The following is a 23,289-nucleotide window of genomic DNA, read 5'->3' as shown; positions in this document are numbered from 1 at the left end:
GGGCAATGGCGAACCAACGGAGCGAACCGATCGATATTTTGATTTTGTCCAATGGGCCCGGCGAGGTGGCGAATTGGGTGCGGCCCGTGGTGCGGGAACTGCGGCAGCAGTGGGGGAGCGATCGCACCCAGTTGCGCATCTCGGTGATCCTCTCGCCCTGCACCAATGCGATGGGTACGGAAGCGGAGGTGGTGCGGGGCTTTGAGGGGTGCGATCGCGTCCAAGCCGCCGATCACTTTTGGCCCTTTCTGTTATGGGGTAAAACCCGTGAGGATTGGGATTGGCGACCGACAGGCATTGTGATTTTCCTCGGCGGCGATCAAGTTTTTCCCGTCGTGATTGGTAAACGCTTGGGGTACAAAATCGTCATCTATGCCGAATGGGAAGCCCGCTGGCCGCGCTGGGTGGATCGGTTTGCCGTCATGAACGAAGCCGTTACCCAAAAACTCCCGCCCCACTCTCGGCACAAGGCGCAGGTTGTCGGGGATCTGCTGCGGGATGTGGAGCAATCCAGTTCCCCCGCAGCGACCGAGACGGAATGGATCGGGATTTTACCCGGTTCCAAACCGATGAAACTCACCCAAGGTGTACCCACGGCGATCGCGATCGCCAACCGCCTCAAACCGCTGCGCCCCCAGAGCCGCATCGCCATCCCCATCGCCCCCACCCTCGACCCCGCCACCCTCGCCCGCTACGCTGACCCCGAATTTAATGCGATCGCCGCCCGTTTCGACAACGCCACCGCCACCCTAATCACCCCCCCCGCGGCCCCTCCCTATCTGCAAACCGCCCAGGGCAACCGCATCGACCTCTGGACAGACTACCCCGCCCATGATCGGCTTCGTCACTGTCAAATTTGCATCACCACCATCGGCGCAAACACCGCCGAACTCGCTGCCCTCGGCGTGCCCATGTGTGTGATTATTCCCACTCAACAGATCGATGCGATGCGGGCCTGGGATGGCGTACCGGGATTGATCGCCAATCTACCGGGCATCGGCACAGCCTTCGTCACCGCCTTTAATTCTGTAATGTATTGGCACTATCAACGGCGGGAAAAACAGGGTAAAAAGATCCTCTATGCTTGGCCGAATCTCTGGGCGGGTCGGGAGATTGTGCCGGAATTGGTCGGCGAGGTGGCTACTCCTGACGCGATCGCCACTTGTATTGATGCCCTCTGCAATGACCCGACCCGCCTCGCCCAAATGCGCACCGATCTGCAAGGGGTGCGGGGTCAGAGCGGTGCGGCCCGGGCCTTAGTGGCTGGGTTAGCCGCGTTGCTTGAACCGATGCGGGAACCTCCTAGGGGATGAGGTTAACGGCAGACTCGTTCGCCGTCGGCGTTGGTGATGCCGAAAACGTCGAATTCACGGCCTTCAAATTCACCGATGACGGTGAGGCGATCGCCCACTTGCACATGGCGGGCCGTGAAATCACCACACACATCCCAGGTATCGGTTTTGATGCTGCGATCGCCCACGCGCAACCGAAAACCATCTTCCCACACCCGTTCCACAACCCCCGTTAAACTGCGGGTATCGGCTTGGGCGGGTTCAGCACTGTTGAAGATCACGGCGGCGAAACTGGCGGCGCTGAGGGTTAAACCTGTGGCGATCGCGGCGAGGGAACGGGTGGGAAACTTGAGGTGAATCATGGTGTGTTTTGGCGTGATAGATGTAACGTTTGTTGATGTTTCTTAATCTACGGGGAGATTATGACCACAACATGACCGCGAAACTTTAGGGAAGACGCGGCAGGGCGATCGCTACCGTCGTCCCCGCGCCCACCTCGCTGGTAATCCGCAACTCTCCCCCATGCACCCGCACAATCTGCTGGGCGATCGCCAAGCCCAACCCAAACCCCGCCGCCGCCCCGGACGGATTCACCCGGTAAAACGGTTCGCAGAGATGGGGCAACGCGGCCGCCGGAATTCCCGGCCCGGTGTCCTGCACTTCGAGAATCATGTGGGCGGCTGCGGAAATGACTCGGAAGGCGATCGCCCCCGGCGCAGGCGTATAGTGACAGGCATTGATCAGCACATTAATCACCGCCTGCCCCAACAATGCCCCATCTCCACAGACTGCGATCGCCGTTGCTGGCATCTCCGCCGTGAACATCAGACCCGCCGCCGTGGCTTGGCTCTGCCCTTCATTGGCCCACTGTTGGAGCCAGGGGGCCAAGTCGATCGCCCCAAACGGGGGGGGCTGGGTGTCGTTGCCCTCCTGTCGGGCCAACCAGAGCAGTTGTCGCACCAATTCACTCATGTGTTTCGTGAGGGTGACAATTTTCGTCAGACGTTGGCGCACGCCCACTGGGGGCGGCTCCCCCTCTTCCCAGTCCTCCCAATCCATCAATCCCACCTGAGCATTACTGAGGATTGCGGCGAGGGGGGTGCGCAATTCATGGGAGGCATTGGCGGTGAAGCGTTCCAACTGGGTGCAGGCGGCGGTCAGTTGGCGGTTCGTGGTTTGTAACTGGGTGGCTTGGGTCGTCAGTTCGCGCTCAAGATGCCAAAAGAGATGGATCGCCAACGCCGTCCCCACTAACCCGAAGCCGCCGGAAATCCACAGCACATACCAGGTGATTTGCTGATAATGGTCTTGGTGGGCTTGGCGCTGTTGGAGGAGTTGTTCTTCGACGGCGGCAAATTGATCGATGGCGTGGCGAGTGGCATCCATGGCGGCTTTACCGGCGTTGAGCCAGTCGTAGAGGGTTACGCCGTCCGATGCTTGGTTTTGCGATCGCAGTGCGCCCCGTTGCAGCGTCACTTTTTGCGCCAAGAGTGCCAGAGTGATGTCAACTTGCTCACGAATAACTTGCACTTGTGCCCCTTGGCTCGGATTATCACGAACGAGGTTTTCCAGGCGACGGAGCGATCGCGGAATCACCGCTTGAGCTTGGTAATAGGGGTCTAAAAATTCCTCCCGTTGGGTGAGGCCATAGCCGCGCATTCCCGTTTCCGCATCGATCAGGGCGTTGAGGAGTCGTTTCGATTCCAGGCGCACCACTTGGGTATGTTGCACCCACATTTCATCTTCGGTGAGGCTCATTTTCAGCCAAGCTACGGCGCTTAAACTGGTGATTAAGCAGAGAATCGGGATCGCGATGATGGTGTTGCCGCGCACCCGCACCGGGAGAGCCTGCCAGCGGGCGGCGAGGGTGGGGAGGATCATGCTGTTGAGGGGGGCTGAAAACAATACCCCATGCCGTATACCGTGGTGATCCAGTCTTCGATGCCTAGGGGTTGGAGGCGTTGGCGGAGTCGTCGTATCCGGGAGGCGATCGCATTACTTTCGGGTGCTTCATCCCATGTCCAGAGGGCGTGCTCTAGTTGGGCATGGGAGAGCACTTGTCGGGGATGGCGCATTAAATATTCCATGAGTTGAAAATCGCCGCTTTTCAGGTGCATCTGTGCAGCGTGATAGTGCAATTGCAGGGTATCGAGGTGCAAGGTTAACTCAGCAACCGCCACCACATCGCCGCACCAGTGGGGCGATCGCCGTCGCAAGGCCCGCACCCGCGCCAACAGTTCCGCCACATCCACGGGCTTGACCAGATAATCATCCGCCCCGGCATCTAAGCCCTGGACTTTTTCGGCGATCGTATCTTTGGCGGTCAGGAGCAAAATCGGCGTGCTCTGCTGGGCGTGGCGCACCTGACGGCAGAGGGTGACACCATCCACACCGGGCAAGAGCCAATCGAGAATTAATAAATCATAGGGCTGGTCATGGAGGAGGGTTTGAGCGATCGCGCCATCGGCCACTCCATCCACAATATGCCCCGATCGTGTTAACGCGGCTTGCAAGGGTTCCCGCTGTTCCGGATCATCTTCGACGAGGAGGATACGCATCCAAGATCTCCCATTTAAAAAAGACATTTTAAGTCCATTGTGCCTTGGACGGGGTTGCGATCGCGCCGCACGGCTTCCCATTGCCCCGTGCTGCGCGATCCCCACACTCCCCAGCGGGCAGATGCGATAGGCTTTGGCAGCGGAGCAATCCCACCGCCGCCCCTCACGCCCCGGCTAGATCGCATCTGACTCCGGCTTGGCGTGAATTCTCTCCTGACTAAGCGCGTCTCGATCCGAAAATGGCAGTATTCAGCCTTGCTCCCCTTTTTGCAAAACCACCATGACAGCCGTGCCCGATGTCACCGAAAATCCTCAGACCTACGATCGCTTGCATCAGGTCTTAGCGGCAGGGCTGCGTCGTCAGCTTTTGTTCGGGGTGTGTGAGGATGAACCCTTAGTGCAAGTTTTGTCCCAACGGTTAACCCAAGATTTGGAAACCGATGATGTCTTGTTGTTCACGATTCCGTGGGATGTGACCGACCCGAAACTCCTCGCCACGATCGCATCAGTTCTCCAAGACCATCCCTACCTCACCCAAGCCACCAACCCGCCCATTTTAGAACTGCGGAACGTGGCCCAACTAACCCGCCAACCCGCCCCGATCCAGCAGCAGTTTTTGCGGCAGTTGCGATCGCTCGGTCGCCATTTACCGGAATTGGAATTTAACCTAGTGGTGTGGGTGAATGGCCCCTGGCTCCATCAGATTCAGCATAGTGTGCCGGAGTTTTGGCGGTGTCATACGGGGGTGTTTCCCTTTGCGTCGGAGCAGGGGATTCGGCCCGTGGGGTATTTGCCGCCGCGACCGAGCACCCCGTCCAAAGAGGGGGTATTCCCCTTGGTGACCTTGGCGGGGCAGTGGGAAAGCGGGCCCGATCTGGAGGCATTGGTGCAACAGTATCGCGAGCGCATTGCCCAAGGTGAGACGAGCCGAGCGGTGCTCGATCAGGCCATTCTCGCGGCGGAACAATGGTTGCACCAGTTACCGGCGCAGGCCTTGGCGCAGATGGTAGACCTGTTTAATGATTTAGGAAATTTCTATTGGATGCGATCGCGCCGCCAAGACCCAGCCCCATCCCCCGACACTGCCGCAAGCATTGCCCCGGCCCGGGTGGATCTTGAAAAAGCCCTCCACCAATACCATCGCGCCCTACAAAACATCGGGGCTGGCCCTAACACCGCCGACACCTACGCCATGCTGCATAACAATATCGGTGCGGTCTATAGTGACCTCGCTCAATATTGCGATCGTTGCGAGAATATTCAACAGGCGATTTGGGCCTATGAGGCCTCCTTGAGCCATCGTGATCCGGAACGCGATCGCGCCAAATTCGGAGCCAGCCAAAACAACCTAGGGACTGCCTATTGGCATCTCTCCCAACACCAAGACCCTCTCCCCAACTTGAAAGCCGCGATCGCCGCCTATCACCAAGCCGTCGCCCAATATGAAACCCTCAGCGACTGGGCCAACTGGGCGATGATCCAAACCAATCTCGGTACCACCTATTGGATGGTGGCGCAGCACGAACCGCAGGCGGAGTATTTAGAAGCGGCGATCGCGGCCTATTGTGCCAGCCTGACCCATCGCACCCCCGACGCTGACCCCCTCGGCTGCGCCACCACCCACAACAACCTCGCCGCCGCCTATTGGCATCTGGCCAGCGATCGCGATCGTGACCCTGAAACCGCCAAAACCGACCTCCTCAACGCCGCCCAATCCTACCAAACCGCCAGCCAACTCGGCCACACCCTCAGCATCCAAAACCCGCCCCGTTTCGTCAGCTTTGATTTTCCCACCAGCTACCACAACCTGGGTATTGTCCATTACCAACTCGCCACCGAATCCCGCATCCCCTTCACCCCCTCGGAAAAACTGCACCACCTCAACGCCGCCCTCCAAGCCTACAGCCAAACCCTCGACTTCCTCACCCCCAGTACCGACCTCTACCAAACCACCGTTATCGGCATCGTCCAAGCCATCCGCACCTGCTACGAACTCGGCGGCATCGACGGCCAAAACCGCGCCCTTAACGCCATTCCCGGCACACTCCTGCCGCAAATTCTCCCCCAACTCAAGGGCTAACCCGACTCCCGAAAAACACGCGCGATCGCGTCCCACGTCCACCCCGTCAAATCCTCCAAATAGGCCGACTGCTTCACCCCCAACAACCGCGCCGATTGAATAATTTGGGTGCGATCGATGTTGAAGCGGCGGCAGAGTTGATCCGGGCTGAGGGTCGAATAGTGGTAAATACTGGCGGTTTTGGGTAAAAACTCAGGGGATTGTTGCCGTAGGGGTGTGGGGGGATCAATGGGGGGGCGCGGCTGGATCAGTATCGGTTCCGGTGGGGGCGCAGTGGGGGCGCTGTCTGGGGGGTGGCTCTCGGTGCTGGGTTCGAGGGTGGCGATCGCTGGCGGCGGTAAGGCTAAGGGGGGCGCTTCTAGGGCTTGGAGCCGCGCTTCAATGTCATCTAAGCGGTTTAAGATATCCGCCGCGAGATCCGGCTGGGGGTGTGCCTCCCAATCTGCCTCGATGGTGTCCCATTGGGGAGTCCATTGCGCCACATAGTCCCGCACCACTTGGCGCAGTAGTTCCACCCGATTCAGGCTCAATTCCGCCGCGATCCGGTCAAAGGCATCGGCTTCGTCCGGATTCAGGGTCGTGGCGAGATAGATTTTGCGGCGGGGGTGTGGGGCCATGGAGTTAATGATCCCATGGGCGATCGCTTCTGGCCTATCCCGTACCTTTGTTCCTAACTGCGCCCGACCCTTCCCGCTGCCGACGGCTATTTGCCGCCGTAATAAAACAGGATTTCTTTTTCCTTGAGGGGGGCGAAGTCAGCATCGAGGAGGCGTTGATTGAGGTCGGCTTGGGAGAGGTGTTTAGCACCGATGCGGACAATGCGCGATCGCATCGTATTACTCACGCCGCTGCGTTGGCGATCGCCCTCTAACCCCATCACGTCTTGATAGAGTTTCAATTTCGCCGCCGGGATCGGGCTGCCGTCGAGGTCGAGGCCTTGGGCGATCGCTGCGTCCACAGCCTCAGCACCGGTTGTCTTTTGGGTATCAGTCATGGGTTTAACTCCATCGGGTCATCCCTTCAACCTACCCCCAAATGGGCAATGTTAAAATACGCCCAAAAATCTCCCCCGGTTTGCCCCGATGACCCGCGCCCCTGTCGCCCTTTCCCGCGCTGAATTTCTTGCGCTACCCAGCCTCGAAGCATCGCCCGCCTGGGAATACCACATTGAGGGGGCGATCGCTTGCCAGTCTTAACAAAGATTGAGATGGAATTAACCGTTGATCACGTTTTTCAATGGTTAACTTTGAAGCGACCAGACGTTAAGAGTTGAACGATTCAGATGTGCTTAATTTGCGACAAATTGAGGAGAACACCCCGCGATTTTGCTTAGGCCACTCTAGATTTTGACCCTGCATAGAATCGCCCCGCAGAATATTTTCTTTAACTGGAGAAAAGCATCTTTCACCTTGGCTGACAAACACCATTTAAATCCATAGCATGATCGAGAGACGTTTTTTGTTGATTATTGGGTGTTTTTATGAAACGGTACAACGCGCTGAGTTCTTCTCTGTTATTGATCACGATAAGTGGGTTGAATTTGTTTGCTCCCCAAGGTGCGATCGCACAATCACCGACCCCATCTATTGATGATCTATGCCCTGCTGGGACAGAATCCGTGGCTCTGAATGTGGTGGGTGGCGAGGGAACCACAGTGGAAAAAACGCCCCGTAATCCCACTTTTCCGATTCCATTACCGGGGCCCTTACCGAGCATTACCATCCGCGATAATTTCAACACCGATTGGGCGATTCCTACGACGGAAATCTATCAAAAATATGTTATTGCGATCGCCCCAGAGGACACGGACGATTACGACATCGAAGTGAATTTAAAATATGGCGACGATGAACATGATGAAATCTACGATCGCCGCTCCACAGATTTAACTGAAGGGGAGGTCTTTTTGATCACCGCCGAACCTCGCCAAGACCTCCAGCCCTATCAGGTGAATGTGCGCGTTGGCGATGAAGCGATCGGTAATCGCTACACTGCCGCCGTTGTGGGCTGTCGCACATCCGCCACACCGCCGCCGCCTCTGGTGGAGAGGGGAACCTGTATGCGGTTGATGGTTGTGGGGGGACGGGATGAGCAAAATACGGTGGAAAAACGGATTTCAGTACCCACTGTAACCGGCCCGTTTGGGATTGGGGTTCGTAATAATTGGAATACGGATTGGATTGTGCCGGTGCCTCAACAGTTTCGTAGTTTTATCGCCATGATTGACGCGATTGATGAGGATGGCAGCAGCGATTATGACATTGAATTGAATCTGAAATATAACGATGACACGTCTGATGAAATATTTGATCAAGATGAGCAACGGATCAGCACCGATGAGCCGTTACGCATTGATGCCCGACCGCGTGCCGATAATCAACCCTATCAAGTGAATGTGTTTGTGGGCGGGGTGGATCATGTGGGCGATCGCTACCAGGCCTCGGTGTATGGCTGTTATTAAGGGTTTGGAGATTCAGGGTTTGGAGACCAAACCCCGACGCGACATCCGGTAGGGGCATGGTCTCTATGCCCTTCTTACCTCGGTAGTGCCATCAACGTGTCTATGCTATAGATAGTTGTTTGAATAGAATCCAAGTCAATGATCGCCTCTGATATCACCCCCACGTTGACCGAACTCGGTCGCCAAACCCGCCACGCTGCCCAACAATTGGCCACCTTATCGACCGCCGATCGCAATGCGGCCCTAGAAGCGATCGCCACTGCCCTCGAAGCCGCTACCCCGGAAATATTGGCCGCCAATCAGGCCGATTGTGATGCCGCAGAACGGGACGGGATCGCGAAGCCCCTCTATGCGCGGTTGAAGCTGGGCGCGAGTAAGTTGCAGGGGGCGATCGCCGGGGTGCGGGATGTGGCGAAATTGGCTGATCCCGTTGGCCATGTGCAGATTCACCGGGAACTGGATACGGGGTTGGTGTTGAAGCGGATTACCTGCCCGCTGGGGGTGTTGGGGATTATTTTTGAAGCGCGTCCCGATGCTCTGATTCAAATCACCAGTTTGGCGATTAAGTCCGGTAATGGCGTGATTTTGAAAGGAGGCAGCGAGGCGTTGCGATCGTGCCAAACCCTTGTTGAGGTGATCCATCGCGCTTTAGAGACGACCGCTGTTAATCCCGATGCGGTGCAACTCCTCACCACCCGCGCCGAAATCCGATCGCTCCTCACTTTGGATGATTATGTGGATCTGATTATTCCCCGTGGGTCGAATGAATTTGTGCGCTACATCCAAGCCAATACGCGGATTCCGGTGTTAGGTCATGCCGATGGGATTTGCCATTTGTATCTAGATGCGGCGGCGGATTTAGAGATGGCGATCGCTATTGCCGTGGATGCGAAAACCCATTATCCGGCGGCTTGTAATGCCATTGAAACGCTGCTGGTGCATGACGCGATCGCGCCTCAAATCCTGCCCCCCCTCGCGGCCGCCCTCCAAGCCCAGGGCGTAGAACTGCGCGGCGATGCGTTAACTCAGGCGATCATTCCCATCATTCCTGCCACCGATGCGGATTGGGCGACGGAATACAGCGATCTAATCCTGTCGATTAAAGTCGTGGATTCCGTCACCGCCGCCATTGACCACATCAACACCTACGGCTCGAAACATACCGATGCGATCGTGACTCAGGATGAAGCGATCGCCCGTCAATTTCAGCAAAACGTAGATGCGGCGGGGGTGTTTCACAATTGTTCGACCCGATTCGCCGACGGTTTCCGCTACGGGTTCGGTGCAGAAGTGGGAATCAGCACCGCTCAAATGCCGCCCCGTGGCCCCGTGGGGTTAGAGGGGTTAATCACCTATAAATACGAAGTCTGCGGCCAGGGTCACATTGCTGCCACCTATACCGGGGAAAACGCGAAACCCTTCACCCACCAGGATTTAGGGGAATGAGCAGCGATCGCATTCACCTCACTAACATTCGCGCCTACGGGTATACTGGCGCATTGCCCGAAGAAACGGTTTTAGGGCAATGGTTTTCAGTAGATTTAACCCTGTGGGTGGATATTGCCGCAGCGGGAGCGAGCGATCGCCTCGAAGAGACGGTGGATTATCGAGATGCGATCGCGATCGTCAAAACCACGATCCAAACCCAACCCTACGCCCTGATCGAACGCCTCGCCACCGTGATCAGTGAGCAGGTTCTCGCGTTGCCTCGGATCTCGCAAGTTCGCGTTAAGCTCACCAAAGAAGCCGCCCCCATACCCGACTTTGGCGGCCAAATTGCGATCGACATTACCCGCCCGGAGTGATAGGGATATTTTGACTGTTTTAGTTTCATGACTGCATATCGAACCAGTGCAATTTGCGCTTGAGTCTTTTGAATAGATCAATACATGGGGCTTTTTAGATGGGTAAATATGAAAAGCTATTATTGAAGATAATCAGGGGTGAGTCGGACACAACTATTAATTTTAAACAACTTTTTAGTTTGTTGCTTAAGTTGGGTTTTGACCAAAGGGTGAAGGGTGATCACTTTATTTTCACGAGGGAGGATATTATTGAAATTATCAACATTCAGCCAAGAGATTCCCAAGCCAAGGCATATCAAGTTAAGCAAATTAGAAGTTTAATTCTTAAATATAATTTAGGTGATCGCGATGTCAATTAAGTATCAATTAGTGATTTATTGGAGCTATGAGGATGATTGCTTTGTGGTGGAGGTTCCGGAGTTGCCGGGATGTTTTGCGGATGGACAAAGTTATACGGAGGCGGTGCGTAATGTGGAGGGGGTGATTCGGGAATGGATCGCGACGGCGCAGGAGTTGGGGCGGGAGGTTCCGGAACCGAGGGGGCGGCTCATCTCTGCGTGATGGGGTTGGGGCTTTATGGGTTTAGGGTTTTTTGTGTTTTTTAGGAGTTTTTGGAGGGATGTCACAACTCTCTCCTACAACGTGCCTTCCGTGGAGAACTCTGAACAACCCAGCGCACCCTAAGCCTGTCGTTGGCGAAGCCTCCCGGAGGGATTAGGATAAGCGATCGCACTTCGACAGGTTCAGCCCTCGGTGATGAGTCAGCGATCGCCCTTGCCTCGTCAGTCAGTCCTCCAAACCCGTTAAAGTAAAGAAACGTATCAATCTCTCATCATCAGCCCCAAGGTAAGGATAAATACTCATGCGCTTAATCTTAATGACTGGCAAAGGAGGAGTCGGTAAAACCTCAGTGGCCGCCGCCACCGGCCTCCGTTGCGCCGAACTCGGTTACAAAACCCTCGTCCTGAGTACCGATCCTGCCCACTCCCTCGCCGACAGCTACGAAATCGACCTCGGCCACGAAGCCCAGCAAATTCGCCCCAACCTTTGGGCCGCTGAACTTGATGCCCTGATGGAACTCGAAGGCAACTGGGGCGCAGTCAAACGCTACATCACCCAAGTCCTCCAAGCCCGCGGCCTCGACGGAGTCCAAGCCGAAGAACTCGCCATCCTCCCCGGCATGGATGAAATTTTCGGCCTCGTGCGCATGAAACGCCACTACGACGACGGCGACTATGAGGTGCTGATCATCGACTCCGCCCCCACCGGCACCGCCCTACGTCTCCTCAGCATCCCCGAAGTCGGCGGCTGGTATATGCGCCGCTTCTACAAACCCTTGCAGGGGATGTCTGTGGCCCTGCGTCCCCTCGTGGAGCCGTTTTTTAAGCCCATTGCCGGGTTTTCCCTGCCGGATAAAGAGGTGATGGATGCGCCCTACGAATTTTATGAGCAAATCGAAGCCCTGGAAAAGGTTCTCACCGACAATCAAAAAACCTCGGTGCGCCTCGTTACCAATCCAGAGCGGATGGTGTTGAAAGAATCCCGCCGCGCCCATGCCTACCTGAGTTTGTACAACGTCGCCACGGATTTAATCATTGCCAATCGAATCATTCCCGATACCGTCAATGATCCGTTTTTCCAACAATGGAAAGCTAATCAACAGGTTTACAAGCAAGAAATTCACAGCGATTTTCATCCCCTGCCCGTGAAAGAAGTGCCCCTTTATTCGACGGAAATGTGCGGACTCGAAGCCCTCGATCGCCTCAAGAAAACTCTCTACGGTGACGAAGACCCCACCCAAGTCTATTACCAAGAAAACACAATGCGCGTCGTCCAAGACGGTGATCAATACAGTCTTGAACTCTACCTACCCGGCATCCGCAAGGATCAAATTCAACTCAATAAAACCGGCGACGAATTAAACGTTCGCATCGGCAACCATCGCCGTAACCTCGTCCTCCCCCAAGCTCTCGCCGCCCTCCAACCCGCTGGCGCAAAAATGGAAGAGGACTACCTCAAAATCCGCTTCAAAACGGTGGTCATGACTTAGATTATGTTTTCTACTTCACTCACTACTAATGGGCATCGCGTCAAGGGTCATACTAGAGAAAGACAACAACTGAGATATGCTCTATGCCAACCTTACTGGACAGAATTACAATTAATACTAAGCAGTGCGGTGGTCGTCCGTGCATTCGGGGGATGAGAATCCGGGTATCGGATGTACTGGATCTGTTTGCCGCTGGTCTAAGTGCAGAAGAAATTTTAGAGGAAATGCCCGATTTGGAAGCCGATGATCTGAAAGCCTCACTACTCTATGCTGCACGGAAACTAAACCATCCCATTTTAGTGGCATGACCATCTGGATTGATGCGCATCTCTCTCCAGCGATCGCAACCTGGATAACCAGCACATTCGCGGTTGAAGCAATAGCCTTACGAAATCTGGGACTCAGCGAAGTCGAAGTCTGGTGCTCCGGGGTTCGACTCCGCTCACCCCTCTGGATAACAACTCACCTTTTTAAGCTAGACAAGACACTAGGGCGGAGTCGGAACTTGGCTATTCTGATTCGACTCCGCTCAATCTTTGCTTTTTGGAGTATCCAATCCGGATTTCGTGATCATGTCGCGATCGCTCCTCATCGGTGCAGTTGAATCTACTGGGTCGATCGCTGAACAACAAGGGGCTTGAAGCCCCTTGCCTGCGTTGTAGAGTTAAAGTTCGCCGAAGCCTTTCTTTTTCTTGGTTTTTTTGCGTTTTTTGCCGCCGCCCATGTTGGGCATCCCACCGCCGGGGCCACCGCCGAACATGCCGCCGAGACCGCCGCCGCCCATACCGGGCATCCCCATCCCTGGGATGCCGCCGCCTTGGCCCATTTGTTTCATCATCGATCGCATCCGGGTGAAGTCGGCGATCAGTTTTGAGACTGCGCGGACGGAATGGCCGGAGCCGCGAGCGATGCGATCGCGCCGACTTGGAGACTTGGCCAAGAGGTCGGGATCTTTACGTTCGGCCATGGTCATCGAACTGATCATCGCTTCGGTGATTTTCAGTTGCGACTCGCCTTTTTGAAGGTCGGAACTGCTTAGTTTGCCCATGCCGGGAATGAGCTTCATAATCCCGCCCAACGACCCCATATTTTTCAGCAGCTTCATCTGCTTCAGGAAGTCGTTAAAGTCAAACCGCGCCTCCATGATTTTCTCTTGGAGTTCGGCGGCATCGGAGAGATCGATTTCCTCTTGGGCTTTTTCCACGAGGGTGAGAATGTCGCCCATGTTGAGGATGCGCGAAGCCATGCGATCGGGATAGAAGGGCTGGAGGGCTTCCACTTTTTCCCCCACCCCGATGAATTTAATCGGCTGGCCGGAAATGCAGCGTACCGAAAGCGCCGCCCCGCCTCGGCTGTCCCCGTCCATTTTCGTCAGGATCGCCCCCGTGATGCCGATTTCATCGTGGAAGGTGCGGGTGAGGTTGGCGGCCTCTTGCCCGGTCATGGCATCAACGACGAGGAGGGTGTCATCGGGCTTAACGATCGCTTTAATCTGGGCCAACTCGCCCATCATGTCTGCGTCAATTTGCAACCGTCCGGCGGTATCGATGATCACCGTATCCACGCCCAATTCTTTCGCTCGTTCCACCCCTTGGCGGGCAATTTCGACGGGGTTCGCATCCTTACCCAGATCAAAGACGGGCACATCAATCTGTTGCCCTAGGGTGATCAATTGATCGATCGCTGCCGGACGATAAACATCGGTGGCCACCATCAAACAACTGCGCTGCTCTTTGCGGAGGTAGAGGGCGAGTTTAGCGGTGGCGGTGGTTTTCCCCGTCCCTTGGAGACCGGCCATCAAAATAACGGTGGGGGCGGTGTCGGCGTGGGCGAGGGGGGCGTTGCTGTCGCCCATGATCGCGATCAATTCATCATGGACGATTTTGATAAATTGTTGATCGGGACGGACTCCGGTGATCACTTCTGCACCGAGGGCTTTTTGCTCCACTTCTTTGATAAAATCCCGCACCACTTGCAGGTTAACATCGGCTTCGAGGAGGGCCCGCCGCACTTCTTTGAGTGCGTCTTTGATGTTGGTGTCGGAAATTTTGTCTTGGCCGCGTAGCTTTTTCCAAGCGTCTTCTAAGCGGTCGGCGAGAGCGTCAAACATGGTGGGTTACGTCGAGTGAAGTCAGGGGTGCATCGAATCCGGTTGGGTGTGAGATTCGAGGGTAACCCTTAGAATAGCGTGTTTCTGGGCCGTTCTAAAGGAGGGGCAGAGGCGCGATCGCACCCCTCACCGCCCAATTTCGGCGCGATCGCGCCCCTTGATTTCTGGCTCCCCCTCAGTTTTCTACCCGTTGCGGCTCCAACCACGCATCTAGATCAATCCCCGTCAGGGGTTGACCGATTTTTAAATATTCGACGCGCACGGCTTTGAGAAGATGTTTCATGTGGATCGGCTCATGGGCTTCGGCGGCAACGAAGGCGGCATTGAGCGCGATCGCTCGGATATTGCCCCCCGCCACTTCAAGCTGGGCCAATTCATCATAATCCAACGCCTGGGTGGGGGTTTGAGGGGGAAAAATGCGCTGCCAGATGGCGTAACGATGCTCTGCCTTGGGAAACGGAAAGGTGAGCATAAACCGGAGCCGTCGCACAAAGGCCTGATCGAGGGAATCGCGTAGATTTGTGGTTAAAATCGCCAAGCCTTGATAGGCTTCCATCCGTTGTAATAGGTAACTCACTTCTAAATTGGCGTGGCGATCGTGGCTATCTTTCACCTGCGTTCGTTTGCCAAATAAAGCATCAGCTTCATCGAAGAGTAACACCGCTGATCCGGCTTCGGCCGCGTCGAAAATTTGGCGGAGATTTTTCTCGGTTTCGCCGATGTATTTACTACTAACGGCGCTGAGATCAATGCGATAGAGATCGAGTTGGAATTCTTGGGCCAGCACTTCGGCGGCCATGGTTTTCCCCGTCCCACTGGCCCCAGCAAACAGAGCCGTGATCCCCAACCCCCGCCCACTTTTTGAGGCAAATCCCCATTTTTCGTACACTTTCGCCCGTTGTTGCACATGGCTGGCAATGTCGCGGAGGATCTTCAGTTCGCGATCGGGGAGGATCAGGTCGTCCCAGGTGGCGGTGCAATTGATACGTTGGGCGAGGTGGTCGAGGCGGGGGCGGGCTTGGGTGCGGCAGTAGTTCCAGAGGCGATCGCGCAATTCTGGCACTGGGCTATCTTGGACGGCGGCGCAGGCGGCTTGGATCGTGTGGCTGTTGAGGCTGAATTGGGTGATGAGGGGGTCAAGGTGGCCATTGAGGTCAGCGGCGCGATCGCCTAAGTAGGTGTGCCACAATTGCCGTTTTTCGGGGTAAGGGAGCGGGCGCAGTTCAAAGGTGAGGGGGGTTTGGCCGTTGAGGGTTTGGCGACTGTGATTGCTGAGGATGATCGGCACGGAGAGGCCCGCGACGAAGTTGGCGATCGCCTCTCCTTGGTCGGGTCGGGTTTGGGCATCGGCATCAATGAAGAGGATCGCTTGGCTGAGAATTGCCTCACGTAGCCATTGTTGTTTGAGGGTGGCCAAGGCTTCGCGATCGCTGCTCAGGTTACTAATCGGGAGTTGATAAATCTGCAAGCCTAAGGCCTGGGCGATGGTGGCGGCGATCGCCGCTTTCGACTGTTGATCGGTGCTGCACAGTTGCACGAGGGGATAATGCCCCGAACGCCAGACGGGGATGACTTGATCGGCGATCGCTTGGCGAGAGGGAGGGAGTGCGATGGTTTCGAGGCTGAGGGGGTGCATCCAGACGGACAAGGTGCGATCGAACGCAGGCACATCGAGCAAATAACACAAAATCCGGGGGTCAAGGGTTAACCGTGCCTGCGTCAGCCCTGCCGTTGCATCGAACCTGAACAATCGCCACTGCAACAGGGGCCGCTGGGGCGACAACACATCCCACACCGCATCGGGAAACAGGGCCAACGCCAGGGCCAGCGTCGGATAGGTATGCTCCGGATTGCCCGCAATCTCAGCGCAGAGGGTCGCACAATGGGGATCAAGTTCCATCGCCGCCCCCAGCAGGACAATTTCCGCCTCAAACGACGACAACCCCAACCGCTGCGACAGACTCGCCAAGAGTGACACGGGCGGCGACGGATGGTCGCGCTGCACTTGACCCGATTCGAGATAATGACTGAGGTGCGATCGCACCCAAGCAACCCCGTGATAAAGTTCCTGTAATTGTTTTGGCATCACTCAACCACTATCAGCGCAGGTTTACCCTATAGCAACGAAACTACAACTTTCCAAGGTGATGATGAATACCCTTGCTGAGGCCGTGACACCTCGACAGACTTTCAGCACCACTTTGCTCGGTCATGATGGAACAACGCCAAACAGAGCATGACAGACAAAAAATAAGCAAGAAAAAGCCTCATGCCGGAAGACTACCCCAAGCACTGGGTGCTGCTAGAGAAGGATTGTTTATCTCCTCAAGTTTGTTCTTCGCAATTTCCAGTTCCCTTCGCTTTATCGGGTCTTTTGTTTGCTCAGTTGCCGCTTCAACATCCTTGACTGCTTCATCAACCTTTTTCTCGACTTCTTTAGAAGGGTCACCAGCACCACCGCCTCCTATATCTTTTTGCGGTCCTCCCATCGTTCCTTGTGATGGCGGTCCTGATACAGAACCGCCCATGTTATTACCTTTAACTCCACCTTTAACTCCACCTTTCACCCCGCTAACACCCTCTGCGCCTTTCGATCCAGGAAAACGATTGATGTGATTCGGATCGCTGTTGAAAGATTGAGGGACCATGGGGTCATTAATCCGCTGCATGACATTGGCTGCAACGCGATCAGCTTCTTGTTCGTATTGATCACCCGCTGCGCCAACCGTGAGCTTGGTTTGGATGGGGGTGGTGGATTGACTGACATTACTAATCAGAGCATCAGCCGGGAAATTCGTGGGAGGGGCGGCTTGGCGTTGGGCCTGGGGTGGGTTCACCTTGGCGGCTTGCTTAGCCTGCTGGATTTTGCGGGATATTTTGGCGTAGGGCAGCATGGTTATGAAATGGAGTAACAAACTGGGATAAGCTCCAAACTCACTCACCCTTACAACCCTTAGAAAATTGTAGTGTAGTGCGGTGAGCGGTGTTGTTTAACACTTTAAGGTGCTATTGCGGTTAATCATACTATCGTTCTTTAGCCATGAAACTTAGACCAAAGTCTAATAAAGTTAGCCTCAAAAAAACAGGCTTTGCTGTTGAATGAGACGGCTCCGATGCACCGTTTGAATATTTTGTGAACATAGAATATTTCAAGACCCTTCACGTTGTTGGGATGCGCCGGTTTGCTGGACGACGTGGGTGAGTTCGTGGGCGATTAGTTCTTGGCCGCCTTTGCTGCTGGGGTTGTATTCCCCTTGGCGAAAAAAGACATCGCTGCCGGTGGTGAAGGCTTTGGCTTGGAGAGCGTGGTTAAGATTGTCGGAGGTGCGATCGGTGTGGACTTTGACATGGCTAAAGTCTGCGCCCATCGCTTGCCCCATCGATCGCTGAAGGTTTGGGTCGAGGGTTTGACCACCACCACGGGCGCGGTGAATGTCGGATTCAACATCCATCGGGGCGATGCTTTCGCCGTTGGCCTGGCGTTGGATGGTGGCTTGGCTGACATTGTTGATGAGTGCGCCGGGTGGGAGAGTTGTGGGCGGGGGTGCGATCGCCTCTCTCTGTAACGCTTGGGCTGGAGCGGGTAGATTAGTTTGATGCGGCTTGCGAAATACATCTGAGTAGGAAGACATAACCAAAAAGGGGGGTGTCAGGATTTGCTAGAACAGGGGTCACAATAATTGTACGCCGGGCCACTGGCGACAGTGGGATAGACCGAAGTCTAATTATGCGATCGCACCCAGGCAACCCCGCGATATAACTCCTGCAACTGTTCTGACATTGTTTCAATCGTTTGATGTATAAAATCCAAAAATCACAAGTCACATAAAAACTCTATAAATCTAGAGATTTGAGAACAATTTCGTGAGTGAATTTGACAAAAAGGATAGACATCTAGCCATGTCTTTATTAAATTCAATTATCACTCTTTCCTTAAGACAAAGATGAAATTTGTTGCCGATAAGCATCTATTGATCTCTTAAGAATCTCGTGGTCTTGAAGCACCAGGGCATCATTGAAATGATTCGCTGCGGGAGAATCAAGTTCTCCACTGGCTTCCATTGCAGCCGCTTTATCGATATAGGAGTGGCGATCGCTAGAGGCAATATTCAAAGCCTTTGATCCACTACTCTTTATAAAATCCTCCATAATTCCCAAGAAATTGGAGCGGTTTGGATTTTTCTGATATTCTCCTACTGCATTAATGAAGTGCCACGACTCCGCACAGTATATTCTTTCTAACTCAAACCCAAGATCAGCCCATGTCCAGGGTGACGATGCTAATTCTGTAATGAAGGGTTTAGCATTAACTGCCGCAGTGACATTATCTTTAACCGTCTGAGCCGATAAACCCGGATTTTTCACTGAAAAAACAGGCACAGGCGCTGCCATTGCTGATGCGCTACCCATCATCATCTCTAATAGACTTGGATTCCGTTGAATGGTGGGCGGGGTGGATTTTCGCTGGACGGTGGTGCGTTGGGCGACATGGCTAAAAGGGGTGTCAATGGCTTGGCGTTGGGTGGCGGGGGCGTGAAGTTCCTGAACCACATCGGCGGCAACGCGATCGGCTTCTTGTTCGTATTTGTCGCCCACTGCTCCGACGGTGAGTTTCGGTTGAATGGGGGTGGTGACCTGCTGAACATTATTCATTAATGCGCCGGGTGGGAGCGTGGTCGCGGGAGGTGCGATCGCCCTCCGTTGTGCTGTCTGCTTTGAGGTTGGGAAATATTGGGAAAGTTTACGGGAAATTTGATCGTGAGAGGGCATAATTGTTTAGGAATAAATAACTTCAAAAAGTACCGTTCAACGCAAGCCTAAAATTCAACTAGCGTAGAACTGTGCTGATTAAGATGCGGCTGCACTCGCTGAGTCTGCACTCGCATCACCCCGCCCACGTCTTTCACGACCCCCTCCGACGCTATATCCAAACGCATCGGACATCGCAATGTAATCTACGGCAAATGCTGGCTTCGTTCGTTCGCCATGAATGACCCCTCTTACAGATCCGGCTAACTCTTTCAACACCTCTTCTATATCGGCCATCGTCAAATTATCGCGACCTTGGGTGGTCAATCGAGTTCTGAGGGGGAAGCCAATATTGACAAAATCAGGCGCACCATCGGGAATATATTGATCAAAAACAGCAGGTAAGCCAATAGATGAATGATATACATCCCGAATAATTCTCAGATTTTCACCCGCAAGGTTTTTATCTGTAAACTCTAAGGTTGCCTCACATAGTGGCCGATCCATCCGGAGTCGAAACCAAAAATCATTAAAGTTGTCTCGGATGAACTCTGCTCGCGCAGCTTGATCGGCAGCGGGATCAGGGGAGGTGAGGTGTTTTGATGCATCTGCTAACCCGACGCGCTGAATGAGCGGGTCAGGGCGGCGTTGCACCGATGCGCCGGTTTGCTGGACGACGTGGGTGAGTTCGTGGGCGATTAGTTCTTGGCCGCCTTTGCTGCTGGGGTTGTATTCGCCTTGGCGAAAAAAGACATCGCTGCCGGTGGTGAAGGCTTTGGCTTGGAGAGCGTGGTTAAGATTGTCTGAGGTGCGATCGGTGTGGACTTTGACATGGCTAAAGTCTGCGCCCATCGCTTGCCCCATCGATCGCTGAAGGTTTGGGTCGAGGGTTTGACCACCACCACGGGCGCGGTGAATGTCGGATTCAACATCCATCGGGGCGATGCTTTCGCCGTTGGCCTGGCGTTGGATGGTGGGTTTGGCCTGGACTGGGGTGGTGACGTGCTGGACGTTGTTCATTAATGCACCGGGGGGAAGCGTCGTCGCTGGAGGCGCGATCGCACTCCGTTGTGCCGTCTGCTGCGGCGGTGGCATTAATGGGGCGGGTTGACGAGAACGTTCGGCGTGAGAAGACATTATGATTGAATGAGCGAACAATGTCAGCATCCCAAGGGTTTAAGACTGCGATCGCAAACCATCGATCGGTGATCTGTGGTCTAGATCCCACTTTTAAACAAGCCCCAATAGTGCTGTTGTTTGCATTATGGGGGAGGCATCCCCAAGTCAGGTTGGCCAAAAGCGCCAAAAATTTGACTTTAGGCACAGTTTTTGGTGACGTTTTATTAAAATTGTGCTGATTCTTAAAGCAATGTCCCACCATTCCCCCACCGTAGCCGCCGCGATTATCTATGCACATTTACAAATGGCCAAGGCCCACGGCATCGATATTGATGCCGTCACTCAACGGATCGGCCTCGATCAAACGATGCTGCTCTTGCCGGGGGCGCGGCTCCGGGTGCAACAGGGCTGGGCGATGTGGGAAGAATTTGCGGCCATGACTCAGGATGAACAGATTGGGTTAAAACTCAGCCGCTACTGCCGTTTGAATGGGTTGGGTGTGTTGGGCTACATGATGATGAACGCGCCGACGCTCAGTAATGCGCTTTTCGTTTTGACGCAGTATGAACGGTTGACGGCGGATGTGCCTCGGTTTGTGATGCGGCAGGAGGAGGGTGCGGTGGTGTTGGCGATTCAGCCGAGCGCGTTGGGGTGGCATCCAGCCGAGCAGTATGTGGCGGATTTCATCATGTCGGCGGTGAAACGGGTGTTTGATTTTTTGCGGGGTCAAGATGTCCCCATGATCCAGGGCATGGGGTTTCACTACGGAGCGCCACAGCATGATCCGCGCTTGTTGGTGCATCGGGCGACGTTTGGCAGTGTGCCGTTTCGGTTCGACGAGGCGGAAACCTATTGTGTGCTCGATCGCCAATTGTTGGAGCTGCCGGTGATGGGGGCGAATCCAAATTTTTTCAAATTTTTTGAGCAACAGGGGCGGGAGTTGTTGGCGCAACTCTGGGGCGATCGCACCAGCGATCGCGTGCGTCAAATTTTGGCCGTCATGCTGCACGGCCAATTACCCACGGTGAAAGACATCGCCAACCGTCTGATGCTCAGCCCCCGCAGTTTGCAATATCAACTAAAAGCGGAGGGCACATCTTTCTCTCAGCTTCTCGACGAAGTGCGCCAAGACTTAGCCGCAACGTTCCTAGAGCGTCAAGGATTAACCAAAAGCGAAGTTGCCTATCTTTTGGGATTTTCTGACCTCAGCGCCTTTTCGCGGGCCCTCAAACGCTGGGAGGTGCGATCGCTTCAGTCCTCCGAGCCGCAACGCTAACCCTTAATTCGTCGGTGCCGGATCTCCCGGTAATGGTGGTAAATTCGGGGCGGGTTCCGGTGCAGTGTTGGGCGGGGTCGTGTTGGGCATCGGGGGCGCACCTAAGGGCGCGAGGGGATCGCTAGGATTCGCCGGGTTGGGGGTTCCGTTCGGACTCGGATTTAACGGATCAAATCCCGGTTGCCCCAATTCCGGCGGCAGGCCATTATTGGGCAGGCTGTCGGGGTCGAGGGGGTTGGGGTCGAGGGGGTTGGGGTCGAGGGGGTTGGGGTCGATCCCATTGGGATCAATAGATTGCGGGGTTTGACCTTCGGGGAGGGTGGCCAATGCGACGCGATCGCCCCCCACTTCCCGCAAAATATCCAACACCTGAATCACCTCGTCATACCGCGCCTCCTTCGAGGCATACAACACCATCAACCCATCCGGGCGCGTCGCAAAATAACTCTCCACCGCCTGAAACAATTGGTTTCGCGTTGATACCGGATTTTGCTCCACATACACCTGCCCAAAATCATCCAAACTGATGATCAGCATTTCCTGCATCTGGGCTGTCCCGGTGGTCGCCTTCGGCAAGTTCAAACTAATCGCCTGCTGCCGCGACACCCCCACCGCCGCCAAAATGAAAAACGTCAAAATACAAAAAATCACATCAATCAGCGGAATAATCTCAATCCGCACTTCCTCTTGTTTGTGGTTATCTTGCCAAAGTTGAAGCGGATGGGCCGCCGGGGCCGGGGCACGTTTTTTCGGAGGCGTAGAGGGGGATTGACTCATCAGAATTTAGGAGCGAATGAGAGAAAATTTTTACGAGTTCACTGAACACTGAGATGACACTCCGCCAGGGATTTAAATCCCTGGCTCATCGCGAAAGTAGGCTAAAGCCTACTGCATTCTGAACCCGTTTTAATGGGTTTCCGCTATGAGCCAAGAACTTCAGTTCTTGGCGGTGGTGAGCTTTGAACGATTTCAGGTTGTATGAGGCAATCAATCTGGACATTTCAGGATTGTGGCTGACGCTTAGAGCATCTTGCTCATTTAAACAGTGAGGGTCTCTTGTGGAATTTAAACAGGCGGGACACCTATCCCACCCAATTACCGGATTTAAATCTCAAGGATTTTTTTCGGGCTAGGGGGCTGTTTCATCTGTTCTGCTTCGATCCACCGTTGGCGATAGAGCACTTCGAGATCACTGCCGGCCTTGCGGAAGACGCGGATTTGACCAAAGAGAAAGGCTTGGAAGAGACGATAAAACGCGAGACTGATAATCGCCACCACCAACCCGGCCGCCGTGGAGATGAGCGATTCCCCGATCCCTAAAGTCACGCCAGCAGTGGAGGCGGTTCCGAGGTCGCTAATGCTGATCGAGCCGAGGGAATTAATCAGCCCCAAGACCGTACCGAGGAGGCCGAGTAAGGGCGAAAGGGCGATCACGGCTTCGAGGATTTTGTCGCCTCGGCGCATCATTGCGAGTTCGTCATCGGCGGCGGCTTCGAGGGCGAGATGAAACACCTCCGGTTCGGGTTGGGTGAGGTGGAGGGGGGTGTAGAGAAATCGACCCATGGGGTGCTCGCGGTAGTCGCGGGCGACTTCGACGGCGGCATCCCAGTTACGATAGGCGGTGTCCATGACGCTCATCAGAATTTGACGCTCTTGGAGCAGGACACGCGACCAAAACCAGAGGCGATCAAAAATTGCCCCCATGGCGAGAACGGAGAGGAAGAGTAAGGGCCAGATGGCGACCCCGCCTTTATCGATGATGTCTTGAACTGTCACGGTGCTGTGCTCC

Annotated in this window: 24 protein-coding genes and 1 pseudogene; 12 read left to right on the top strand and 13 right to left on the bottom strand. The window is 54.8% G+C overall.

Translation table 11 applies throughout. From position 1 onward, the window contains the following. Positions 1-5: 5 nt before the first annotated feature. A complete protein-coding gene (locus SPI6313_RS23485) occupies positions 6-1,313 on the top strand; it encodes a glycosyltransferase family protein (RefSeq protein WP_072620765.1) in 1,308 nt (435 codons plus the stop codon). A gap of 2 nt (positions 1,314-1,315) precedes the next feature. Here SPI6313_RS23485 and SPI6313_RS09425 read toward each other — a convergent pair whose 3' ends face one another. The 3 genes from SPI6313_RS09425 to rppA form a co-directional block, all read right to left on the bottom strand. After that, positions 1,316-1,654, bottom strand: coding sequence for a hypothetical protein (locus SPI6313_RS09425; protein WP_072620764.1), 339 nt, complete (start codon positions 1,652-1,654; stop codon positions 1,316-1,318). Positions 1,655-1,739: 85 nt separating this feature from the next. Further along, positions 1,740-3,173, bottom strand: coding sequence for a sensor histidine kinase (locus SPI6313_RS09420; protein ID WP_072620763.1), 1,434 nt, complete (start codon positions 3,171-3,173; stop codon positions 1,740-1,742). Then, positions 3,170-3,850: a two-component system response regulator RppA gene (rppA, locus tag SPI6313_RS09415; protein ID WP_072620762.1), complete on the bottom strand. Its 681-nt coding sequence runs from the start codon at positions 3,848-3,850 to the stop codon at positions 3,170-3,172. The genes SPI6313_RS09420 and rppA overlap by 4 nt, the downstream gene beginning before the upstream one ends. 39 nt (positions 3,851-3,889) lie before the next feature. Between rppA and SPI6313_RS23480 the strand changes: the two genes are divergently transcribed. Both SPI6313_RS23480 and SPI6313_RS09410 read left to right on the top strand, forming a co-directional pair. After that, positions 3,890-4,039: a hypothetical protein gene (locus SPI6313_RS23480; protein WP_175551110.1), complete on the top strand. Its 150-nt coding sequence runs from the start codon at positions 3,890-3,892 to the stop codon at positions 4,037-4,039. 91 nt (positions 4,040-4,130) lie between these two features. Further along, a complete protein-coding gene (locus SPI6313_RS09410; RefSeq protein WP_072620761.1) occupies positions 4,131-5,930 on the top strand; it encodes a tetratricopeptide repeat protein in 1,800 nt (599 codons plus the stop codon). Here SPI6313_RS09410 and SPI6313_RS09405 read toward each other — a convergent pair. Together SPI6313_RS09405 and SPI6313_RS09400 are read right to left on the bottom strand one after the other, a co-directional pair. Continuing rightward, positions 5,927-6,547, bottom strand: a complete 621-nt coding sequence (locus SPI6313_RS09405; RefSeq protein ID WP_072620760.1) for a hypothetical protein — start codon at positions 6,545-6,547, stop codon at positions 5,927-5,929. The two genes, SPI6313_RS09410 and SPI6313_RS09405, sit on opposite strands and share 4 nt — an antisense overlap. Positions 6,548-6,633: 86 nt before the next feature. Then, positions 6,634-6,924: a small RNA NsiR4-regulated ssr1528 family protein gene (locus SPI6313_RS09400; protein ID WP_072620759.1), complete on the bottom strand. Its 291-nt coding sequence runs from the start codon at positions 6,922-6,924 to the stop codon at positions 6,634-6,636. A gap of 546 nt (positions 6,925-7,470) precedes the next feature. Between SPI6313_RS09400 and SPI6313_RS09395 the strand changes: the two genes are divergently transcribed. From SPI6313_RS09395 to SPI6313_RS25360, 8 genes and pseudogenes are all read left to right on the top strand, one after another. Next, positions 7,471-8,391, top strand: coding sequence for a hypothetical protein (locus SPI6313_RS09395; protein WP_139276599.1), 921 nt, complete (start codon positions 7,471-7,473; stop codon positions 8,389-8,391). Between the two features lie 138 nt (positions 8,392-8,529). Then, positions 8,530-9,837 (top strand): glutamate-5-semialdehyde dehydrogenase, encoded by a 1,308-nt coding sequence (gene proA, locus SPI6313_RS09390; protein ID WP_072620757.1) that lies wholly within the window; start codon positions 8,530-8,532, stop codon positions 9,835-9,837. Continuing rightward, positions 9,834-10,196, top strand: a complete 363-nt coding sequence (folB, locus tag SPI6313_RS09385; RefSeq protein ID WP_072620756.1) for a dihydroneopterin aldolase — start codon at positions 9,834-9,836, stop codon at positions 10,194-10,196. Before proA ends, folB begins: the two co-directional genes overlap by 4 nt. A gap of 98 nt (positions 10,197-10,294) precedes the next feature. After that, positions 10,295-10,555 (top strand): type II toxin-antitoxin system HicA family toxin, encoded by a 261-nt coding sequence (locus SPI6313_RS09380; protein WP_072620755.1) that lies wholly within the window; start codon positions 10,295-10,297, stop codon positions 10,553-10,555. Further along, positions 10,545-10,757, top strand: a complete 213-nt coding sequence (locus tag SPI6313_RS09375; protein WP_072620754.1) for a type II toxin-antitoxin system HicB family antitoxin — start codon at positions 10,545-10,547, stop codon at positions 10,755-10,757. The genes SPI6313_RS09380 and SPI6313_RS09375 overlap by 11 nt, the downstream gene beginning before the upstream one ends. Before the next feature lie 301 nt (positions 10,758-11,058). Further along, complete coding sequence (locus tag SPI6313_RS09370; protein WP_072620753.1) at positions 11,059-12,246, top strand: TRC40/GET3/ArsA family transport-energizing ATPase; 1,188 nt, start codon at positions 11,059-11,061, stop codon at positions 12,244-12,246. Positions 12,247-12,329: 83 nt separating this feature from the next. After that, positions 12,330-12,554 carry a DUF433 domain-containing protein gene (locus SPI6313_RS09365; protein WP_072620752.1) on the top strand — a complete coding sequence of 75 codons (225 nt, stop codon included), beginning with the start codon at positions 12,330-12,332 and terminating at the stop codon, positions 12,552-12,554. Continuing rightward, a pseudogene (locus SPI6313_RS25360) lies at positions 12,551-12,661 on the top strand (DUF5615 family PIN-like protein); the annotation flags it as partial. The gene SPI6313_RS09365 and the pseudogene SPI6313_RS25360, both read left to right, overlap by 4 nt. A gap of 249 nt (positions 12,662-12,910) precedes the next feature. Here the strand turns inward: SPI6313_RS25360 and ffh are convergent. From ffh to SPI6313_RS22310, 6 genes are all read right to left on the bottom strand, one after another. Next, positions 12,911-14,356, bottom strand: a complete 1,446-nt coding sequence (gene ffh / locus SPI6313_RS09355) for a signal recognition particle protein (RefSeq protein WP_072620750.1) — start codon at positions 14,354-14,356, stop codon at positions 12,911-12,913. 175 nt (positions 14,357-14,531) lie between these two features. Then, on the bottom strand, positions 14,532-16,442 hold the full coding sequence (locus tag SPI6313_RS09350; RefSeq protein WP_072620749.1) for an ATP-binding protein: 1,911 nt from the start codon (positions 16,440-16,442) through the stop codon (positions 14,532-14,534). Between the two features lie 181 nt (positions 16,443-16,623). Further along, positions 16,624-17,250: a hypothetical protein gene (locus tag SPI6313_RS09345; protein WP_072620748.1), complete on the bottom strand. Its 627-nt coding sequence runs from the start codon at positions 17,248-17,250 to the stop codon at positions 16,624-16,626. Positions 17,251-17,505: 255 nt separating this feature from the next. Beyond that, the gene (locus tag SPI6313_RS09340; protein ID WP_072620747.1) at positions 17,506-17,988 is read right to left on the bottom strand and encodes an eCIS core domain-containing protein; all 483 of its coding nucleotides are present in this window, start codon (positions 17,986-17,988) and stop codon (positions 17,506-17,508) included. A 301-nt stretch (positions 17,989-18,289) separates the two neighbouring features. Then, positions 18,290-19,126: a regulator of G-protein signaling domain-containing protein gene (locus SPI6313_RS09335; RefSeq protein WP_072620746.1), complete on the bottom strand. Its 837-nt coding sequence runs from the start codon at positions 19,124-19,126 to the stop codon at positions 18,290-18,292. 78 nt (positions 19,127-19,204) lie between these two features. Next, positions 19,205-20,242 carry an eCIS core domain-containing protein gene (locus SPI6313_RS22310; protein WP_217650558.1) on the bottom strand — a complete coding sequence of 346 codons (1,038 nt, stop codon included), beginning with the start codon at positions 20,240-20,242 and terminating at the stop codon, positions 19,205-19,207. A gap of 214 nt (positions 20,243-20,456) precedes the next feature. Here SPI6313_RS22310 and SPI6313_RS09325 point away from each other — a divergent pair, with 214 nt between their 5' ends. Continuing rightward, a complete protein-coding gene (locus SPI6313_RS09325) occupies positions 20,457-21,500 on the top strand; it encodes an AraC family transcriptional regulator (protein ID WP_139276598.1) in 1,044 nt (347 codons plus the stop codon). 3 nt (positions 21,501-21,503) lie between these two features. Here the strand turns inward: SPI6313_RS09325 and SPI6313_RS22305 are convergent, their stop codons facing one another. After that, a complete protein-coding gene (locus SPI6313_RS22305) occupies positions 21,504-22,277 on the bottom strand; it encodes an ExbD/TolR family protein (RefSeq protein ID WP_084668958.1) in 774 nt (257 codons plus the stop codon). Between the two features lie 327 nt (positions 22,278-22,604). Next, a complete protein-coding gene (locus SPI6313_RS09315) occupies positions 22,605-23,276 on the bottom strand; it encodes a MotA/TolQ/ExbB proton channel family protein (RefSeq protein WP_072623073.1) in 672 nt (223 codons plus the stop codon). Positions 23,277-23,289: the final 13 nt, after the last annotated feature.

Source organism: Spirulina major PCC 6313 (assembly GCF_001890765.1).
Taxonomy (GTDB): Bacteria; Cyanobacteriota; Cyanobacteriia; order Cyanobacteriales; family Spirulinaceae; genus Spirulina; species Spirulina major.
Note: the sequence above shows the minus strand (reverse complement) of the source record. Positions and strands in the feature narration are given on the sequence as shown.

Bases quoted from the DNA above. Each gene is read 5' to 3' on its own strand.
- SPI6313_RS23485 (WP_072620765.1), top strand. From the start codon at position 6: ATGGCGAACCAACGGAGCGAACCGATCGATATTTTGATTTTGTCCAAT.
- SPI6313_RS09425 (WP_072620764.1), bottom strand. From the start codon at position 1,654: ATGATTCACCTCAAGTTTCCCACCCGTTCCCTCGCCGCGATCGCCACA.
- SPI6313_RS09420 (WP_072620763.1), bottom strand. From the start codon at position 3,173: ATGATCCTCCCCACCCTCGCCGCCCGCTGGCAGGCTCTCCCGGTGCGG.
- rppA (WP_072620762.1), bottom strand. From the start codon at position 3,850: ATGCGTATCCTCCTCGTCGAAGATGATCCGGAACAGCGGGAACCCTTG.
- SPI6313_RS09410 (WP_072620761.1), top strand. From the start codon at position 4,131: ATGACAGCCGTGCCCGATGTCACCGAAAATCCTCAGACCTACGATCGC.
- SPI6313_RS09405 (WP_072620760.1), bottom strand. From the start codon at position 6,547: ATGGCCCCACACCCCCGCCGCAAAATCTATCTCGCCACGACCCTGAAT.
- SPI6313_RS09400 (WP_072620759.1), bottom strand. From the start codon at position 6,924: ATGACTGATACCCAAAAGACAACCGGTGCTGAGGCTGTGGACGCAGCG.
- proA (WP_072620757.1), top strand. From the start codon at position 8,530: ATGATCGCCTCTGATATCACCCCCACGTTGACCGAACTCGGTCGCCAA.
- folB (WP_072620756.1), top strand. From the start codon at position 9,834: ATGAGCAGCGATCGCATTCACCTCACTAACATTCGCGCCTACGGGTAT.
- SPI6313_RS09380 (WP_072620755.1), top strand. From the start codon at position 10,295: ATGGGTAAATATGAAAAGCTATTATTGAAGATAATCAGGGGTGAGTCG.
- SPI6313_RS09375 (WP_072620754.1), top strand. From the start codon at position 10,545: ATGTCAATTAAGTATCAATTAGTGATTTATTGGAGCTATGAGGATGAT.
- SPI6313_RS09370 (WP_072620753.1), top strand. From the start codon at position 11,059: ATGCGCTTAATCTTAATGACTGGCAAAGGAGGAGTCGGTAAAACCTCA.
- SPI6313_RS09365 (WP_072620752.1), top strand. From the start codon at position 12,330: ATGCCAACCTTACTGGACAGAATTACAATTAATACTAAGCAGTGCGGT.
- ffh (WP_072620750.1), bottom strand. From the start codon at position 14,356: ATGTTTGACGCTCTCGCCGACCGCTTAGAAGACGCTTGGAAAAAGCTA.
- SPI6313_RS09350 (WP_072620749.1), bottom strand. From the start codon at position 16,442: ATGCCAAAACAATTACAGGAACTTTATCACGGGGTTGCTTGGGTGCGA.
- SPI6313_RS09345 (WP_072620748.1), bottom strand. From the start codon at position 17,250: ATGCTGCCCTACGCCAAAATATCCCGCAAAATCCAGCAGGCTAAGCAA.
- SPI6313_RS09340 (WP_072620747.1), bottom strand. From the start codon at position 17,988: ATGTCTTCCTACTCAGATGTATTTCGCAAGCCGCATCAAACTAATCTA.
- SPI6313_RS09335 (WP_072620746.1), bottom strand. From the start codon at position 19,126: ATGCCCTCTCACGATCAAATTTCCCGTAAACTTTCCCAATATTTCCCA.
- SPI6313_RS22310 (WP_217650558.1), bottom strand. From the start codon at position 20,242: ATGTCTTCTCACGCCGAACGTTCTCGTCAACCCGCCCCATTAATGCCA.
- SPI6313_RS22305 (WP_084668958.1), bottom strand. From the start codon at position 22,277: ATGAGTCAATCCCCCTCTACGCCTCCGAAAAAACGTGCCCCGGCCCCG.